The 16,983-nt window shown below is 40.6% G+C and carries 12 protein-coding genes; 2 read left to right on the top strand and 10 right to left on the bottom strand.

The annotated features are described in order from the left end of the window. The first annotated feature begins 33 nt into the window (after positions 1-33). Entirely contained in the window at positions 34-372 is a 339-nt protein-coding gene (locus ACQRCC_RS12055) for a helix-turn-helix domain-containing protein (RefSeq protein ID WP_427851029.1), read from the top strand. Between the two features lie 24 nt (positions 373-396). After that, a complete protein-coding gene (locus ACQRCC_RS12050) occupies positions 397-834 on the top strand; it encodes a GNAT family N-acetyltransferase (RefSeq protein ID WP_427851028.1) in 438 nt (145 codons plus the stop codon). Here the strand turns inward: ACQRCC_RS12050 and ACQRCC_RS12045 are convergent. The 10 genes from ACQRCC_RS12045 to ACQRCC_RS12000 all read right to left on the bottom strand — a co-directional run bounded on the left by ACQRCC_RS12045 (position 824) and on the right by ACQRCC_RS12000 (position 16,478). Beyond that, positions 824-2,623 (bottom strand): bifunctional homocysteine S-methyltransferase/methylenetetrahydrofolate reductase, encoded by a 1,800-nt coding sequence (locus tag ACQRCC_RS12045; protein WP_427851027.1) that lies wholly within the window; start codon positions 2,621-2,623, stop codon positions 824-826. The two genes, ACQRCC_RS12050 and ACQRCC_RS12045, sit on opposite strands and share 11 nt — an antisense overlap. After that, positions 2,613-3,902: a TIGR02679 domain-containing protein gene (locus ACQRCC_RS12040; RefSeq protein WP_427851026.1), complete on the bottom strand. Its 1,290-nt coding sequence runs from the start codon at positions 3,900-3,902 to the stop codon at positions 2,613-2,615. Before ACQRCC_RS12040 ends, ACQRCC_RS12045 begins: the two co-directional genes overlap by 11 nt. Next, the gene (locus ACQRCC_RS12035; RefSeq protein WP_427851025.1) at positions 3,880-7,989 is read right to left on the bottom strand and encodes a TIGR02680 family protein; all 4,110 of its coding nucleotides are present in this window, start codon (positions 7,987-7,989) and stop codon (positions 3,880-3,882) included. The genes ACQRCC_RS12040 and ACQRCC_RS12035 overlap by 23 nt, the downstream gene beginning before the upstream one ends. Then, positions 7,979-9,124 (bottom strand): TIGR02678 family protein, encoded by a 1,146-nt coding sequence (locus tag ACQRCC_RS12030; protein WP_427851024.1) that lies wholly within the window; start codon positions 9,122-9,124, stop codon positions 7,979-7,981. The genes ACQRCC_RS12035 and ACQRCC_RS12030 overlap by 11 nt, the downstream gene beginning before the upstream one ends. Before the next feature lie 2 nt (positions 9,125-9,126). Further along, a complete protein-coding gene (locus ACQRCC_RS12025; RefSeq protein WP_427851023.1) occupies positions 9,127-10,611 on the bottom strand; it encodes a TIGR02677 family protein in 1,485 nt (494 codons plus the stop codon). A gap of 193 nt (positions 10,612-10,804) precedes the next feature. After that, on the bottom strand, positions 10,805-11,893 hold the full coding sequence (locus ACQRCC_RS12020) for a dihydrodipicolinate reductase (protein ID WP_427851022.1): 1,089 nt from the start codon (positions 11,891-11,893) through the stop codon (positions 10,805-10,807). Positions 11,894-11,997: 104 nt separating this feature from the next. Beyond that, entirely contained in the window at positions 11,998-12,831 is an 834-nt protein-coding gene (locus tag ACQRCC_RS12015) for a MerR family transcriptional regulator (protein WP_427851021.1), read from the bottom strand. 193 nt (positions 12,832-13,024) lie between these two features. Then, positions 13,025-13,870 (bottom strand): tocopherol cyclase family protein, encoded by an 846-nt coding sequence (locus tag ACQRCC_RS12010; RefSeq protein WP_427851020.1) that lies wholly within the window; start codon positions 13,868-13,870, stop codon positions 13,025-13,027. A gap of 152 nt (positions 13,871-14,022) precedes the next feature. Then, complete coding sequence (gene abc-f, locus ACQRCC_RS12005; RefSeq protein ID WP_427851019.1) at positions 14,023-15,552, bottom strand: ribosomal protection-like ABC-F family protein; 1,530 nt, start codon at positions 15,550-15,552, stop codon at positions 14,023-14,025. Positions 15,553-16,007: 455 nt separating this feature from the next. Next, the gene (locus ACQRCC_RS12000; protein ID WP_427851018.1) at positions 16,008-16,478 is read right to left on the bottom strand and encodes a hypothetical protein; all 471 of its coding nucleotides are present in this window, start codon (positions 16,476-16,478) and stop codon (positions 16,008-16,010) included. Between the last annotated feature and the right edge of the window lie 505 nt (positions 16,479-16,983).

Below are 16,983 nucleotides of genomic sequence, written 5' to 3'. Positions count from 1 at the left end.
CAATGGTTATTGTCAACAAGGAGACTCATTATTATGAATTTTATTCCCGAAAGATTAATTTCGTTACGCCAATCACTTGGAATCAGCAAAGCTGCCGCTGCCCGCATGCTAAACATGTCTGCAATGGGCTACGGAAGATATGAAAGTGGTGAGCGCGAACCTTCCTATCAAACAGTTGCTTTCATCGCACAGGCCTTCAACAGCTCAATCGAGTATTTATATGGTAATACTGATGACAAAAATGCCACTACCATAACCATTTCTTCTAAAGATGAACCGGATTTATTTTTATTAGTTCAATCTATCAGAAATGATAAAAATTTGCTGGAACGATTATTAACATATACTGAAAATATAAAAAATGTACAATAACTTATACTTATGGAGATTATCGCTATGAATCTTGTTTCAAAATATTTTAATGAATTATCTACTACGGAGTTATACGAAATTCTAAGGGCCAGAGCTGAAATCTTTGTCGTCGCACAGAAATGCGCTTTTCAGGATCTGGACAACAAAGATTACTCCAGTCTACACATTTTTTATGAATCTGATGGTAAAGTATTGGCTTATACCAGAGCATTTCCAAAGTCCGTCAATCCTACAGTTGTTCATATGGGCAGAGTCCTGTCAATTCAACACGGGATTGGACTTGGAGGAAAAATTCTAAAAGACAGTATTCGTATTATCCGAGAACAAATGCATGCAAAAAAGATCTATATCGAAGCACAGTGCCATGCCATCGGATTTTATGAACGCGAAGGTTTTGTTATTTGTTCAGATGAATTTCTGGATGAAGGGATTCCTCATGTAAAAATGGAACTTACACTTTAGTAATTGTCCGTATCATATCCATTATTTTTACAACCAGTTCTACTCTGTGAAATGGTGTCATAATATAGTATCCGTCTGCAATATCTGCTAATTTCTCAGCAATCCCTGCTGAAATCTCAATCGCAACCTTTTCCGCGTCTTCTCTGCTCATATCCGGCTTATATTTAGCCACGACTGCATCATCGATATGTATTCCCGGCATCTCATTTTGCATGAACAGCGCATTCCGATAACTCACGATCGGCATGATTCCACAGATAATCTTTGCTCCCGTCTTTTCCTTTAGTTCACAGATTCTCTCAATGTCTCCTGCTGAAAAAATCGGCTGTGTGAGGAAATAAGAGCATCCTGCTTCCATTTTTTTCAACATTCTCGAAATAATTGCATCGATATTCGGACCATCATAGTTCAGCGCGCCGCCATAATACATCGGATAATTACCAAACACTTCCTCATTCATATGTTTCAGATAATCCATAAAACGAATGGAATTCATATCGAATACACCTGTAATCTTCCCTCTGTCATCTCTTCCTACCGGATCTCCGGTAATTACAAGCAGATCTCTGATCCCATTCACATGTGCACCGAGTACCTCAGCGCGAAGTCCGATCAGGTTGCGGTCACGCATTGCCACATGCGGCATGATCTGTACATCGGCAATATTTTTACCATAAACCGCCAGCAGAGACGCGTCTGCTCTCGCTCTGGCAAGCGGAGATTCTGACACAGTAATGATATCTACTCCACTATCTTTTAATGCATAAACACCTTTTTGGAACTTTTCTGTCTTTGCATCAAATGGTGCATCCAGTTCAACGACAAAAACTTTCTCTCCGGCATTTAATTTCTCCATGAATGGCGTCAAATATGTAATCTCTGATGTCTGCTCCGGATCATTTTTTTCAGAGAAAACCTTTTTCTCACAGACTGATTTTCCCTTGAGCATCTCATTCAGAACCCGAATATGATCCGGAGTTGTCCCACAACATCCCCCAATAATATTCGCCCCAAGAGATACCAGTTCTTCCATATGCTTTGCATAATAGTCCGGCTTATCTTTGTAGCGCATCCGTCCTCTTAATTCATGCTGATAACCGGCATTTGGCAGAACACTCAACATTGTATTTCGGCCGAAAGATTCCTTTTGCAGCAATTTCTTTAAATGGGCGCCGCCGACACCACAGTTGAATCCATATGCATCCAATGCGGAAATTTTCTCCATACAGCGAATCAGCTCATGGACACTGTACCCATCTCCGGTATACCCCATCGGATTCACTGAGAACTGTGCGATAACAAAAGCATGGGCACATTTTTCCTTACAATATTCGGACAATCTTCCAATCCATTTCGGATCAGAAAATGTCTCAAATACAAAATTATGGATCCCCTGCTTCAGACACAGATTGATGATTGAACAGTATTCCTCCCAAATGGCTTCACCCTCATCTTCTCTGTTTTCATGAATCGGACCGATCGATGCAGCAATCGCAACATCTTTGCCACTTTCCGAAACAGCCTGCTTCGCTATGTTCAGTGCTGCACAGATTACTTTTTCACAAATATTCCTGTCCGGGAATAATGTATGATTGACTGCAAATGTATTTGTACGGATCAACTTTGCTCCCGCTTCGATATACTCCTTGTGAATAGAAGCAATCCGCTCCGGATATTTTAGATTGGCCTCTTCTGCTTCCATGTCTCCCGGGTATTTCTGATTATAATAAGTTCCCATTGCTCCGTCAGTCAGCAATATATTTTGTTCTAAAAATTCTTCAAGTCTCATCTATTATCATCTCCTGATATCCTGCTGTTCCATATTTCTCAATTTCTTTTGCAACTGGTTTTAATCTTTCATCCGATATCCGCTCCAGTATTTTCATCCTCTTCGGTGATATCTCTTCTCCGGATCTGCATTTTTCATAATCGGATACTTCCATATGCCAGTAGTGGAACTCTCCTCTATAATAATGTGATAGTTTCTGTGCGATCAGTAGTCCTTCCGGGTCCAGATCTCCCGCATAATATATTCTGGTATCTGCTTTTGCAAGTAAATCCAATACCATTAATCCCGCAAGCCTTGGCTGCCCATTCATGCACATGTAAGATTTTCCGATTCCATCTTCCTCTTTTGCACATAACATCGCAAAGACAGACGGATTTTCCACAATGTAAATTTCTTTCTGCGGGCAACGAATTTCTTTCCACCCGGTAATAACTGCAAGCGGAACCTGTACAATATGATCTTCCGCTGCAAATCCTTCCATTCCTTTATGAAGGCTTCCATCACTTTTTACCGCCTGTACCCGAAATAACATGGCATAATTGGAGATATCGTCCAGCATAATGCCTGCCATCAGGTAACTTTTCTGCCGTTTATAAGCCGGGAATATGTCGGATGACTCTACCGTAATCCCCCGCACCTCCATATCCATCTGTATCACCTGATAAAGCAATGTTCCTTCCGTTGTTCCCTGGTCAAACGCATGTGGATTTCCCGTCAGTATTGCTGCGAACACTGCCAGGTACATGTTCCTGTTCTGGCGATATGGCAGATGATTATAAATTTCTGCTCCAAGCCGCAGCATCCGGTTCCAATCCGCCAGCTTCTGATTTTCACTGTCTTTGATAATCTCCTGTAAATTCTTTACCTGTGCTTTTGCAGGAGTCCCTTCAAAGTCTTCGAGGAATTTCTGTAAGATTTCCTGTTTTTTCAGTTCCCGCAAAACTTTTTGCTCCTGCTTCCCGATCAGTGGTTCTCCAAAAAACATTTCCAGCAGATACTCCGGCGTTACGTCTCTATATCTGCTGTTTTCCAGTGCCTGTCTAAATTTTTCAGCAGAGACTGTAACACTTTTTTGACCATGAAAATTTTGTCCAAAGAATCCTTCCAGTTCATCGATATCCTGCATTTTCAGATTTTTCAGAACCACTTTCCCTCCAAATCTACCGTAAGAGCTATACTTTTCACGAAACCCGGTGAGTACCTTTTTCCAGACCGGGCTCTGGCGAAAATATGCCAGACAATCTTTTCTGATTTTTTCACATTCCTTCTGACTGCTCAATCTCTGCCCCTCTCTGTTCTACTTCATCTTCATGTTCTAACAATTCTTTCTTATGCCCGTTCCACAGATACGGCATTACAGTTACGAATTTCGCATTTTCCGGACGAATCAGCTGATAGATTGCCAGTGCATCCAGCGTATCGCAGTCGCCCCACAACACCTGTGAATTGATAATAAAATCAAACTGGAACTCTGTCATCAGACGGAACATATCACGGATATTCCGATTATCAACTCCTGCAAATGCTTCATCCAATGAGATCAATCTTGGTGCATCTTCTCTTCCGCCCTGATATTTCGCCACAACTGCCGAGAACAGCGGCACATACATGGACATGGCTTTTTCGCCTCCACTAAATGTTCCAAACACGCTGTTTGTCAACTCCTTCTGCCGCTCTCCACTCTTCTGTGAAAACAACTGGAATTCAAACCATTTACGGTAATCCAGTGTATCCTTCATAATTTGATAGAAAGATACCATGCCCGCACTGTCTCTTGCATTTCTTCTGGCTTCTGCCACCTTCGAACGAAAATGTGCAGATAGTCTGGAGGCCTCGTCTTCGCTCATCAGACGATAATCTTTCTTCAGTAATTCTACCAGTTCTTTCGTATCCAACTGGTCTTCCCGTTCCGCTGTTTTACTTCTCCATCTGAGGCTGAGTTTCAATCCGCTGGAAGTGTTCATGCCATTCATTAAGGAATTCATCTTCTGCACCCACATATTGGAAGCATTGATCTTTCCACGAATTTTTCTGCTCACAGTATTGGCCAGGATATCTTCAAAGAGTTCCCGGTCACCGTCTTTGATTAAATTTTCCAGTTCCTGAATGTCTTCCTCCAGATGAGTTAAAAGACTTGCAAATGATATCTTTACTCCCTGGTATCTTGCGGATATATCCAGTCGTTTTGCCGAAAATCCATCCGGACCTTCTAACTGATTCTCCTCTGCAAACAGCTCATTTTGCATCAGTTGATAGTCAGTCAGGAATCCCCTGTTTTCAAAATACACCTTGTTCAGATCACGTATCACACTGTCCTTATCTACCGTTTTTACATCGGACTCCAGGTATGCATGAATATGACCGGCATCATCCGGAATCGTCTCTGGAAGTTCTACATAATGAAGATTCTTCTCCATCTCGAAACAGTCTGCAAAGTATTCTGTTTTCTTATTATACTCTTCTATCTTTTTCCGGCTTTCTTCCAGTTTAGTGGTAAGCTGTCCAGCCTCATCTTCTTCGTGCGTCTGTCTGGCCGCACATGCATGAAGGCGATTCGGATATGCCTGCAGCCAGGTAATACAGTAATCCAGTCTGTCTTTAATTTCTTCGTAATCGGTCAGCCGTAACTGTTCCTGAATAGAAGAAAGTTCTTCTCTCTTTCTTCGGATCTCCTTTTGAATTTCGATCAGATCATACCGAATCTGTTCCATATCCACATCAAGGTCTTCCAGTCTCAGATTACGCTCCCGCAAATATTCCAGGCTTCTCAGAAACAGCTCATGAGATGCCACCAAACCAACCAGATGCTTTCCATATTCTTCTGCTGCCACTTTTGCTTTTTTGAACACTTCATAAGAACAGGTCAAATACAGTGCTTCCGCGATTTCCAGTGCCTTCTTTTTCTTTTCCTTCAGGATTTCCAAAAGCGCCTTAATCTGTTCCTCTATTTTTTCACCTTCCCGTTTCAACCGCTCGCATTCTCTTTCTTCTGCCATCAACATCTGAAGTGCTTCCCTCATATCGGAGTCTTTTGGAAGATTTTCGTATTCTTGTCTGAGAGTATCCTTTCTCACTTTTAATCTTTCCTTCACTTCCTCTAGCCGACTAAGTTTCTCTTCCAGATCAGCAATTCTCTGTCTGCACTCTTCCATCTTCGCAAGTCTCTGTTTTTCACGCGCCTTCGTTCCAAGGAAACCTGCTTCGTATTCTCCTGTAACTGTTCCGGTAAGCACTCCCATATGATAGGTTCCATCTTCCGCAACTGAGAGAACACTTTCATTATCATAAGCAATACTTCCGAGAATTCCGGTCAGCCTCTGATTTGAGAAAATGTCATTAACTTCTTCATTCAGTTCTAATATATCCAGAAGACTTCTTCCAGGTGCAGCCTGTCCGACGAAGAGATAATGATCTTCGCACCCTTTTGCCTGTTTCAATACCTGTTCTTTATACTGTTCATCGATTACAAGTGCATCCAGAATTCCCATCTTCAATAATGCTTCTTCCAGATGATTGCAGGCTTCTTCCTTCAGATTTTCTCCAAATTCAATAACTTTATAAAATTCCTGATACGGAATCTTCAGTTCATCCAGTCTCCGTCTGTTGCGGATGACTGCTTCTGAACGTTCCGGCTGCGGCTCCCTTTGATTCTCCCATTCAATTAATTCTGCTTTTACTTCTGCAAGTTCGTTTTCCGCATATTCTGTCTCTGTCTTGTTTGCTGAAAGTTCTGATTCTATCGCAGCATTTCCTTTGATCCAGACATCTGCAACTTTCTGACGTACTTCTGCAAAATCTGATCTTACTTCATAAGAATCAGCAAAGGTGCTCAATTCTCTTAAAAGTTCTTTTTCCAATACCAGCTCCCGGTTCACGCCATTCCACCGGTACAATGCTTCCTTCCACTCATTCTGTGTCTGCACAAATACCGCTTCCAGCTCGGATACTTTTCTCTGCAATGTATCCAGTTCCTGGACTCGCTTTTCCCGTTCTTTTAACAAGTCTTCTTTCTGGCGTTCCAGACGATCTGTTTCTGCAAGGATCTCCGTTCCTTCATTAATTTTCTCTTTTGTATGGTCAAACTGCTGCTGATGCAGTTCAAATTTATATGGTTCTTCCAGATGTTTTGCCAGTTCTTCCTTCATAAAAGCATGCTCTTCAAAGGACATGGTATCTGCCTCATCCTGCATGATATCTAAGAGTTCTTTCAGTTCCTTTTCTTTCTCATACTTTCGGTCTTCTTCGGCTCTGATCTGGTTTTGGGCATCCTGATACTGTTCTTGCTTAGAATCCAGATACCTTTGTTTTTCTTCCAAATTTTTCTCCTGTGTTTTCAGCTCTGCAGTCAGTTCTACCTCTCTGTGTTTTAATGCAACAGCATCGCTTTTATTCAGGGATTCACGTTCTTTTTCCAGTGCTTCGCGCTTTGTATCCAGTTCCTGATGTTCGTTTTTCAGCTCTTCGATCTTCTTTCTACACTCTTCCAGTTTTCTTTCCTGTTCCCTTTTGTCTGCCCTGGCACTTTCCAATCTGGACTTAGCCTGTTCATATCGGTCTGCTTTTTCATATAATAATTTCTGATTATATTTCACAAATACTGCCTGAATCTTTTCTGCCGCCTGTTTTGCTTCCTTGCGGCTTTTCAGATTCATGTTCATCGCATCCATATTTTCAATTGCTTCTGACATCGGACGCAGGTCATCATCGGATAACGGCTGCAGGGAATCACTTAAGATGTCATTGATCACCGATGGTTTAAAATCCTTGGAAAGTTTCGGTGTTCTAAGCTGTATCAGAAGATCTACCATCTCTTTATACTCTTCTGCAGTCTCGAATCCAAAAATCTGGCGGTTCACATATTCCATATAATCTGCCTGTCTGTCAATCACACGTCCGCCGTCCCCAATTCGGTTCTCCAGTTCTTTTTTCGACAATGTTACTTTTTCTCCGGTTTCTCTGTATAAGAAGAAATCTTTGCCGACCCTTCTTCCATCGGTCAGGCTGAAATACCATTTATCTAGGTTCTTTCCCCTTCTTGCACGGATTCCCATTCCGATTGTCAGATAAGTCTCACTGTTCTGTCTTTTAAATTCCAAATAGAGATAACCAGTCCGCTCTTCGCGCCCGTCATCCTCTTCCAGAAGATAACTGCTCATCTTACGGTCTCTGGAACCGAAGGGATCCAGTCGCTCGGGACTCATATTTCCATCCAGAAGAAGCGGAACCACACTTTGCATAGTAACTGATTTTCCTGATCCATTTGATCCGCGCAGCAGCATTCTTCCTTTTACAAAAGGGAATTCCTGCTCGTCATAATACCAGAAATTAATCAGCCCGATTTTATTTGCCTGCCATCTACTGTTCATCTTTTCTTCCTCCTGCATAATCTTCCGGATAACTTCCCTGTATTTTTCCGGTAAGCGGACAGATTCTGACCTGATGGGATGCATCTTCACATCTTATAAACATCCACAATTCCATCTCTTCCATCACACTTCTGACAAATTCACCCTCCGGCATCTCACGGTAATTCTTTGAAAATCCACTTCCATATTCCTGCTTTACTTCTTTTATCATATTTTCAAATTCAATCCGGTCAATCAGGCACATTTCATCCTGGGCTGCCTTCCATTCAGCGGATTCGATCTTCTTTCGTATTTCTCCAAAGCATAACAGTAAAATATCGGATATAGAATTATTTCCCGGAAAAACCGTTCCCATTCTACAATCTTCTCCTGACAGTAAAAATGCGCTTCCTCTGTGAATATGCACGTGGCAATCGAATAGCTGTTCCAGTTCTTCACTTAGTCTGCGTCCGTAATATTTTAAATACTCAAAATCCTCCTGAGAACCGTCCATTTTGTACATGCCCGGTGCAAAGATCAATCTTTTATAGACTCTGTGTCTTCTCGCAAATCCACGGTCCTCATCCACCTCGAACCAGTCGCTTTCCCGGAAATCTTCCGGTTTCGTGTACTCCATGATATCTTTCGAAAAACTTTTCATAAAATATCTGGATGCGCCTGTATTTTCATAAAGCACTTCACCCGCTTCATCGTCCATGAATGCCTCATCTTTTCCATCTGTAATCCCTACAATTCCCTGGTCTACTGCATACCTCAGCACCCGGATCAGTTTTCTCCGGTTTGTGTACAGCGTCCAGTCAGATATATCTCCCGGCAGGTTCGCTGTGATATATTCGGTCAGCTGTGATAATATGAATTGCTCCTGCGCATCCCGGTCTTCCAGAAACATAAGCAGGATGCAAAGATAAGCATATTCCTCTTTTGATGAGAACTTCTGAATTCCCATGAATGTTTCCGGTATCACAGGAATCTTTTCCATCTTAATCAGGAGCGAATTATCGATGATCTGGCATCCCATCTTCTCTGTAGAAAATTTTCTCAGTTCGCCCAGAGCATCTCTTAATTTATAATACATTTCTTTGTCTTTGGATTTTAAAATCCATCTTTTATTTAAAAGGACTTCCATCTCCTTCATGATCATTCTTCCTCCTGAAATACGATTGACATCTTCGGCATCGTGAAATTTCCGTCCTCACAGTATACAACACATTTTTCCTCTGCACAGCTTCTATCTAAAAAGTATCTTCTCCCGTCATCTGTTCTTGCAGAAAAATCCGCCGATTCCATCGCATCTGAAATCCATTTTAAAAGAATCTCTCTGATTCTGGGTTCCAACACCGGCAGGTCTGCAAAGTCAATCTTTCCATCTTTTTCAAGCTTGCGGAGCTTTTCCATCTCTTCTCTTTGCTTCTCAAGCATTTTCCGTCTTGTTTCCTGCTTTTGTTCTGCAGATTCACGGATTGCACTTCTCATGGATTTTTCTCTGTATGTACGCACACGCGGTTTTAATCCTATTTCTAACGGCTGTTCTTCATATACTCCGATATTCATACTGTCTGTCTCACGTACCAGTTCTCCAGCCAAATGCTGCGGGCATTCCATCCCGAATACCATGGCCGACATCTTATGTGCCTCTTCTACGTCCTGACATCGAAGAAACAGTTCCGCTACCTTTCGGTATTCTTCTTTCCGATTCGCACCGAGTGCATTTTTTTCACTTAACTGTGCAGCGTATCTCGTGATCCTGCGAATGATATCATTGGTCGCATCAAATAGTTTGCCAGCTTCATTCTCCTTACCTTCGCTTCCCACGAACCAGTCATAGATACTCTGAAAACGCCCCTGTATTTTCTGCTCAATCATTTCTTTCGAAACTTCTACGTCCATTCTCGGAATGGAAAGCTCGTAATCAACTACTTTTTCGAATACGTGATTTTTTATCTCTTCATCCAGCAACCGTAAGCTTTCCTCGATCACACCTACATTTCTCTGCAGACCTTTAATAAAACTGCGCAGATATTCAATCAATCGGTCCTTGAAGACCAGGAATTCCTTTGTATGCATCATCTCTTCTGCCCGGACACTGTTCAGATCCCTGATATAATCCTGATAATTTTGATTCAAACGCACAAAATCATTATTCAGGTCTGTCCACCATGTATATACCTCGTTCTTATCTTTTCCTTCCATCTCCGGAAAGCGCCCGATATTTCTTCGGATCCGTTCCAGCAAAGTCGGCTCCAGAGATGCACCTTCGACAAACAGATTTTCCAGCCGGATAACCAGTCGCTCTATCTCCACACTGTACTCTGACATCTGATACCGGTATTTCTTATTCTTGAATTCCTCTATCGAAGCAACTTTCTTCGTGTCTTGAATCGTATTCAGGTTCTTCCATTCGGTCAGCATTGACAGATCCTGCTGACATTGTTCCGGTCTGTAGTCTGCAAAGAACGGATTCCGAATCATTTCTTCATATACTTCTTCCTGATACAGCCAGTATTTTAATTTCTCATAATGCTCGAAAAAAATACGCATAATACAACGGTATCTGCTGACATTATCTGCATTTAGATATTTTGTTTCTGTTAAAGGCTTGATAATTTTGTCTGAAACCTGCATGAACGTTCTCCTTTATCATACCTGATATATTGAAAAATCTCTTTTATTTTTATAGAATATCACAAACAGACCTTTTTTACCATGCTCCATATGCCATCTACCACCTTATCTAAACTTGTCATAAAATAAAGGCCATTGCCCCATGAATGAATAAAACATCCATGGGGCAACGACCTTCATTTCGTTCAATACTTTATTTTGTCTTTACATACTCATTGATTGGTCTCAACATGTATTCATTATATGGAAACTGATCTGTTGTAACATAACCTGCCGGTGCATCGATCAGCTGCGCAATACGGTTAACCAGTGTTGCACAGGTAAGTTCAACGGTCGCCGGGCGATTGACAATACTTGTTGTATCTGGTTCTCCGTACAATGTCCACTCATTCTTATCATATTCTTCCGGTGCATATACCTTGCCGACACATTCCGTTTCCAGAGTAATTCCTTCTGCCGTCTCTGTCGTTACGATTGCACGCATTCCTGTGGCATCACCGGCTTTGATTGTAGTGCCCAGTGTTTTGGATTCCAGGTCTGTCGGCCATGTACAAGGAACACATTTCTGAGTCTGAGAAGTAATGGTAAGTCCAAGCTTGCTTGCAAGCCATCCATTCTGGTTCCACATATAAGATGGAACGTATTCTCCACTTTCTACCTTTTCCTTAATCTCCTCAGATGACCATTTGTTACAGGTCGCAATCTTCTCTTCAAATTCATCCAGAGAAAGACCTGCTCCATGGCCTTCTGCCAATGCAATTCCATAATCTTCTACATCATACCAGCTACTGCCTACGATCTTCTTTACCTGGAAGGAAGAACCCATCAGATTTGTTACCATGGTTCCCCAGAAGAGATCGCAGTAGCCAACACCGGTAAGTGTACATCCACCTTCTTTTGCAAGAGCATCCAGCTTCTTCGTCAATGCCGGTGAAGAATTCCACGGATACAGCGCTTCTTCACAGGTTGTAATTGCATTTACCCCGTGCTTTGCACAGATAGTAAAGATATCTTCCAACTCCGCCACTGTGCTCCGGGTAGCAATGATACATACATCCGGCTTTAACTCTCCGATGATCCGCTCAGCATCTGCTGCCGGAGAGACGCTTACTCCAACAGTCGGATATCCATTTCCAATAATCTCACTGACATCCTTGCCGAACACTGCCGGATTCATATCGAATGCTGCCAGCAGTTCACATCCTTTTTCCATCGCATAGCGCATAAGCCAGCGACTCATTCTTCCACATCCATACTGTACATACTTAACTTTACGATCCATACTGATACCTCCTATGATAATCCCGTTTTTCGTTTCTTTGTTATATTATTATCATAGTGGTTATTGTTAGTATAAAGTCAATACTATTTTTGTCAAAAGTTCAGTTATAAAATAACCGGAATCTGAATCTTACTGAATATATGCCGCTTTTTTTCTTCCAGAACCGGAAAATCTATAATCGCCTCGCAGAGATAATCTCCGACAATCTGATATCCCATGTCGTCGATATATGTAAGTAATGTTCTTACATTTTCCGCTTCCCGGGAAAAATCGCCGGAACACATACAAACATAGGTCGCAGACGGAACCTTTTCGCAATCTTTTATATCCATGCGCTCATCTACAAACAGAAACACTTCTTTAGAAGTAAGCCGTCCAAGCTTCAGATTCTCCTTACGGATAATCGTTCCGATATTGCAGAATAATGACAGTGGAATGTCATGACTTACAAGATGCTGTTTTAACTGGCGCAACATATACTCATATCCTGCCTCATCCTGTTCAAAAAAGTCCTGTTCACATTCACAGCTGTAGATCTGCCGTTCTGACTGATACTCCAGGAATATCTGTTCGTTCTTCGGCAGTGCTTCGTATCTCTTATAATTATCCAGCACCCGGTTCAGGGAGCTTTTTACTCTGGTCAGCTGCTGAAGACGATCTTCAATATCCTTCGACTGCTTCTCCAGTTTCTGTCGGATCACATCCGCATCATCATTTTCCAGCATATCCTTAATCTGCTTTAATGTCAGTCCGTATCGTTTCATATTCTGAATCAAGTCAATTCTTGCTGACTGCAGGATATGATAATAGCGATAGCCGCTTTCAGGATCCACCTCCTGTGCTTTGAGTAGTCCCTCTCTGTCATACAAGCGTAGAGTCTGCTCAGATATATGATTCAATTGTGCCATCTGTCCGATCGTTAATCTCTGTAAATCCATTGTAAAACCTTATCCTTACTATAATGTTTTCTGCCTGTTTCTTGAACTACATGCTCACCAATTTAGTAGAAATCGTCTCCTCAAACTGAACATCATCAATAGAAGCATTCCCCATACATATAGTATACCACTATATTTCCCCTTATGCATCATAATTGTTATAACGCGGAGCAGTTACATTTCGATTTACAATTCAGGATGGATATTCATATTCAAAAGATGCTTTGTCTGTTTCAAAAGCAAAAACAGGGCTTCCGTTTTTGTAAAAACGGTACAAGGCTCTGCAGGCTGCTCCTTCCCGAATCGTTCTTTCCATATTACCGGCCACCGGGGCTTTCAGGGAACATTTTATTCTTTCCAGCAGACGGACTTCTAATTCCATGTTGCCCTGTACAATTCGAATCTTCCCATTTTGAATCTGTACCACTTTTGCTCCCAGATAAGTAGCCAGTCTATATTCCTTCCCGTAGAACAGAATAGCACCAATAACACCGGTAAAGCAAATTCCCGCCATAGGAATATCCGCCACGGACAGCATCAGCGAACCACCTGGAAAAAAGCATTGCGTCCATGCATATTTCTTTGGAAATGAGCGTCCTTTATCCCCCTCCCAGTAACCTCTTGCATTTTGAAAATGAAAAATCTGATCTTGGATGCACAGTGTTCCATTTACCATATGTCTCATACTCCACACATTGTGGCGACATTCCATAAAGGGAATCATAGCAAACGGTCCCATAACATCATATCGTAACGGAGAAAGCGAACCAAAATCCAGTTTTCCATTTACTGTCAATCCGGGTATTTGTATCTTCAACTGCAAACCATTCTGACCAAATTGGTTTTCCCCAATCCAAAGATTCCTCCCCCGTTTTCGAAACATTTCTATCGGAAATACAGCATTCCAGGCATCATGATCCGTAATCATCTGAATCGAACAGGTGCTTTCCTCTCCACTTTGGTGTACTGCCGGAATCACTGCCAGAGTTTGTGAAGCGGACTGACATTTCATATACCAGCCATAAAACGTACCTTTCATATCTTCTGCCTCCATTGATAAATACTCTTAAGTATTCCCCATGAAAGCTGGATTGATTCATGTTGTCGTTGGACAGATAGTCCAGTAGCGCTATGACACATTATCCAAACTCACGAATAAAATCTTGAAATATCATTTTTATTGAGTATTAACTACATTTTCACCAATTTAGTAGAAAGCGTTTCCTTAAACTTAACATCATGCTCTACAAGCAACATCGTCGGGGCATAGTGCATTAATAATTTTTCAATCTGCATTCTGGAAAAAACATCAATATAATTCAGCGGCTCATCCCATATGTAGATATGTGCCGGTGTGAGCAGACTGGACGCCATCAGAACCTTCTTTTTCTGTCCCTCTGAAAATTCTATCATATCCTTACCAAACTGTACTCTTGAAAAATCAAGTTGTCTTAAAAGTGATAGTAAAAGTGTATAATCAATATCATTTTTTTCTGCATAAGCTTTCAAAGTTCCTCTCAGATGAGAAGTATCCTGACTGATATACGAAATCTTAAGTCCGCTTACTACCAATAGAGTTCCTGTTGTTTCATAGTTCAACTCTCTTTCAGTTTTTCCGTTTACCTGTGCCAAAATTGATTTTATAAGGCTTGACTTTCCACACCCATTATTTCCATCTAAAAACACCCTTTCCCCCTGCACTATTTCAAACGATATATTTTTCACAGAAGGCTCTTTGGCATCCTTGTAACAAAGTGAAAAATCCTTACATTCTATCAGTCTTTCTTTATGATGTGTAAGTGGTTGGAGCTTTAAATCTGTAATTTCTTCAATCTCATTCAAAAGTCCTTCCTTTTCTTCAATCTCATTCAGAATTCTTTTTTCAAAAGATTTTACTCTGCTTTGCATCTTTTTTGTTTTCGCACCAATATATGACCTTGTTCCAAGAAATCTATCGTGTTCTTTAACCGGATCAAAACCTATCTTCGTTCCTTCGTTTTTTTCAGCCCAACGCTTTGACCTGTCTGCCGATTCCCTAAGCTTATGTATTTCTTTTAGATGTTTTTCATTTTCGGCTTTTGCATTCATATCAGCACGTTCTTTATTTTCCCACCAACTGGAAAAATTCCCGGTCTGGACTTCTATGCCAACACGCTTGAGTACCAGAACATGATCAATGCTTGCATCTAAAAAATCTCTATCATGTGAAACCAAAATAAATCCCTTCTTACTGGAGAGATACTTTTTAATAATCTCTCTGGCATCCTTATCCAGATGATTAGTAGGCTCGTCGATCAATAAAAAATCATTCTCTCCAGAAAATAACACAGCTAACATCACCTTTGTTCTTTCTCCCAAACTAAGTGTCGAAAAAGGACGATACAAAATTTCGTTATCGATTCCCAAATTTGACAATTCACACATTACACGCCAATTCTCCACACCTGGTTTCCATTTTTCCATCAAATCGTCTGCATTTTTTGACATATCTTCAACTGAAATCTTGTATGGGAAATAATCACACACGATTCCTTTGCTGATACTTCCACTATATTCATATTTCCCAAGTAAGAGATTTAAAAAAGTAGTTTTTCCCTTTCCATTTCTTCCTATAAAACCAAGTTTCCAATTTGTATCTATGGAAAAAGAAACGTTATCAAATACCTTATCAAAACTGCCTTCATATGCGAAGGTCAAATTACATACGTTAATTTGAGCCATATAATCTCCCTTCGCCTGTAAATAACAAACGGTCCTATAATGCATACGCAAAATAGAACCGCAAAATAAGCCTATATTATTATCATAAGATAAAAATAAGGAAAAATGCGATAATTCAATCTGAGCATACACAAATAATAGTCCCGTTTCACAGGTCTTATTCTATACTATGTGTTTTGCCTAAATCAAATTATCTATTAAACATTTCCTCACCTTACACGACATGTGCTCTTTCTTTTATATTTGCCTTAAAGACTTCTCGATTATATCATTGTTTTTGAGGTTATGCAATCTCTTTCTCCTCTTCCAGCAGATCTCTTTTGTATACTTCCTGATAATTATCACTGTCAAATATAGCATGATGTTGCTCTTGATATATCAAGTTCTGTCATTACCTGTTCAACCGATAAGTGCAGGTTATCACAGATCATATTATAAATTTTTTGTTCTCACTCTTAAAACCCACCATTCTGATACGCTCTGGCAATTACATAGGATGGTTCATAATAAGCGCTGCAATTATAATTATCAATCACATCACAGATTTCATCATTATAAACCCGAATAATTCCTTCCACTTCGGATTCTTCCAGCTGCATCGTATCGTAAACCAACCTCTGATAGACCTTCCCCATCTGAGTTGCACTGGGAATTATTGTTACCAATTCAGGATTTACTGCAGTAACATCAACATTTCCCTCCGCAAGATCATATTCTTTAATCCAGTCATCTTCCACTGCCAAAGGATTTTCCGCATGAAGAACATCTGCTACACTAATCAAATGTTCCAGTTTCTCCTTGCCAATCTTATTGACCACATACTTGTTACGCTGATGGAGTTTTCTTGCGACCCGTTCAATCATATAACAAATAAAATACACATCGTTCTTCTTGATTTCTTCATCCGGGAAATATATGTTTGTCATAGCTTTTCGCTCCCTTCAAAACGTAATGTTTTCAGTGCTTCTTCCGTGCAGAAAACGATCTGATGTGTCGGGTATTTGAATTTAACCAATTCCCAGAAAGCCTCTTTAGAAATATATGTTCCTTACCTCTTCGGCAATTTACCACAAACTCCAGCCATTCCTCTGTCATTTCTTCGAAAGAGCATATTTTAAATGACCGTTGATCAGAATCTTAGGTTTTTGCACAATGGCATTACTTCCATGATAAATAATTATAGTTTCATCCATGTGCCTGCCTCCTTGTCATAATTATACTGCATTATTCTTCATTTTCGATAGGCTCTCTCATATGATAACCTAGTTATTATCTCAAAATCATTTATTCCTGCAACATTTTATCAAGTTGTTCCTGAACTTCTTCCATCGTATAAAATCTACCTTTTACAATATCCTCCCTATTTAGTCAAGTCTTTTTCCCTTGAAAATCAAGGATTTTTTCAATATATCATCAATAAATATCTCAGAA

The organism is Sporofaciens sp. SGI.106 (assembly GCF_050314255.1).
Lineage (GTDB): Bacteria > Bacillota > Clostridia > Lachnospirales > Lachnospiraceae > Claveliimonas.
This window is presented reverse-complemented; position numbering and strand designations above follow the sequence as displayed.

What these genes read in the sequence shown, in the direction of transcription:
- ACQRCC_RS12010 (WP_427851020.1), bottom strand. Translation starts at nt 13,870, where the DNA reads ATGAAAGGTACGTTTTATGGCTGGTATATGAAATGTCAGTCCGCTTCA.
- ACQRCC_RS12020 (WP_427851022.1), bottom strand. Translation starts at nt 11,893, where the DNA reads ATGGATCGTAAAGTTAAGTATGTACAGTATGGATGTGGAAGAATGAGT.
- ACQRCC_RS12030 (WP_427851024.1), bottom strand. Translation starts at nt 9,124, where the DNA reads ATGAAGGAGATGGAAGTCCTTTTAAATAAAAGATGGATTTTAAAATCC.
- ACQRCC_RS12055 (WP_427851029.1), top strand. Translation starts at nt 34, where the DNA reads ATGAATTTTATTCCCGAAAGATTAATTTCGTTACGCCAATCACTTGGA.
- ACQRCC_RS12015 (WP_427851021.1), bottom strand. Translation starts at nt 12,831, where the DNA reads ATGGATTTACAGAGATTAACGATCGGACAGATGGCACAATTGAATCAT.
- ACQRCC_RS12025 (WP_427851023.1), bottom strand. Translation starts at nt 10,611, where the DNA reads ATGCAGGTTTCAGACAAAATTATCAAGCCTTTAACAGAAACAAAATAT.
- ACQRCC_RS12045 (WP_427851027.1), bottom strand. Translation starts at nt 2,623, where the DNA reads ATGAGACTTGAAGAATTTTTAGAACAAAATATATTGCTGACTGACGGA.
- abc-f (WP_427851019.1), bottom strand. Translation starts at nt 15,552, where the DNA reads ATGGCTCAAATTAACGTATGTAATTTGACCTTCGCATATGAAGGCAGT.
- ACQRCC_RS12050 (WP_427851028.1), top strand. Translation starts at nt 397, where the DNA reads ATGAATCTTGTTTCAAAATATTTTAATGAATTATCTACTACGGAGTTA.
- ACQRCC_RS12035 (WP_427851025.1), bottom strand. Translation starts at nt 7,989, where the DNA reads ATGAACAGTAGATGGCAGGCAAATAAAATCGGGCTGATTAATTTCTGG.
- ACQRCC_RS12000 (WP_427851018.1), bottom strand. Translation starts at nt 16,478, where the DNA reads ATGACAAACATATATTTCCCGGATGAAGAAATCAAGAAGAACGATGTG.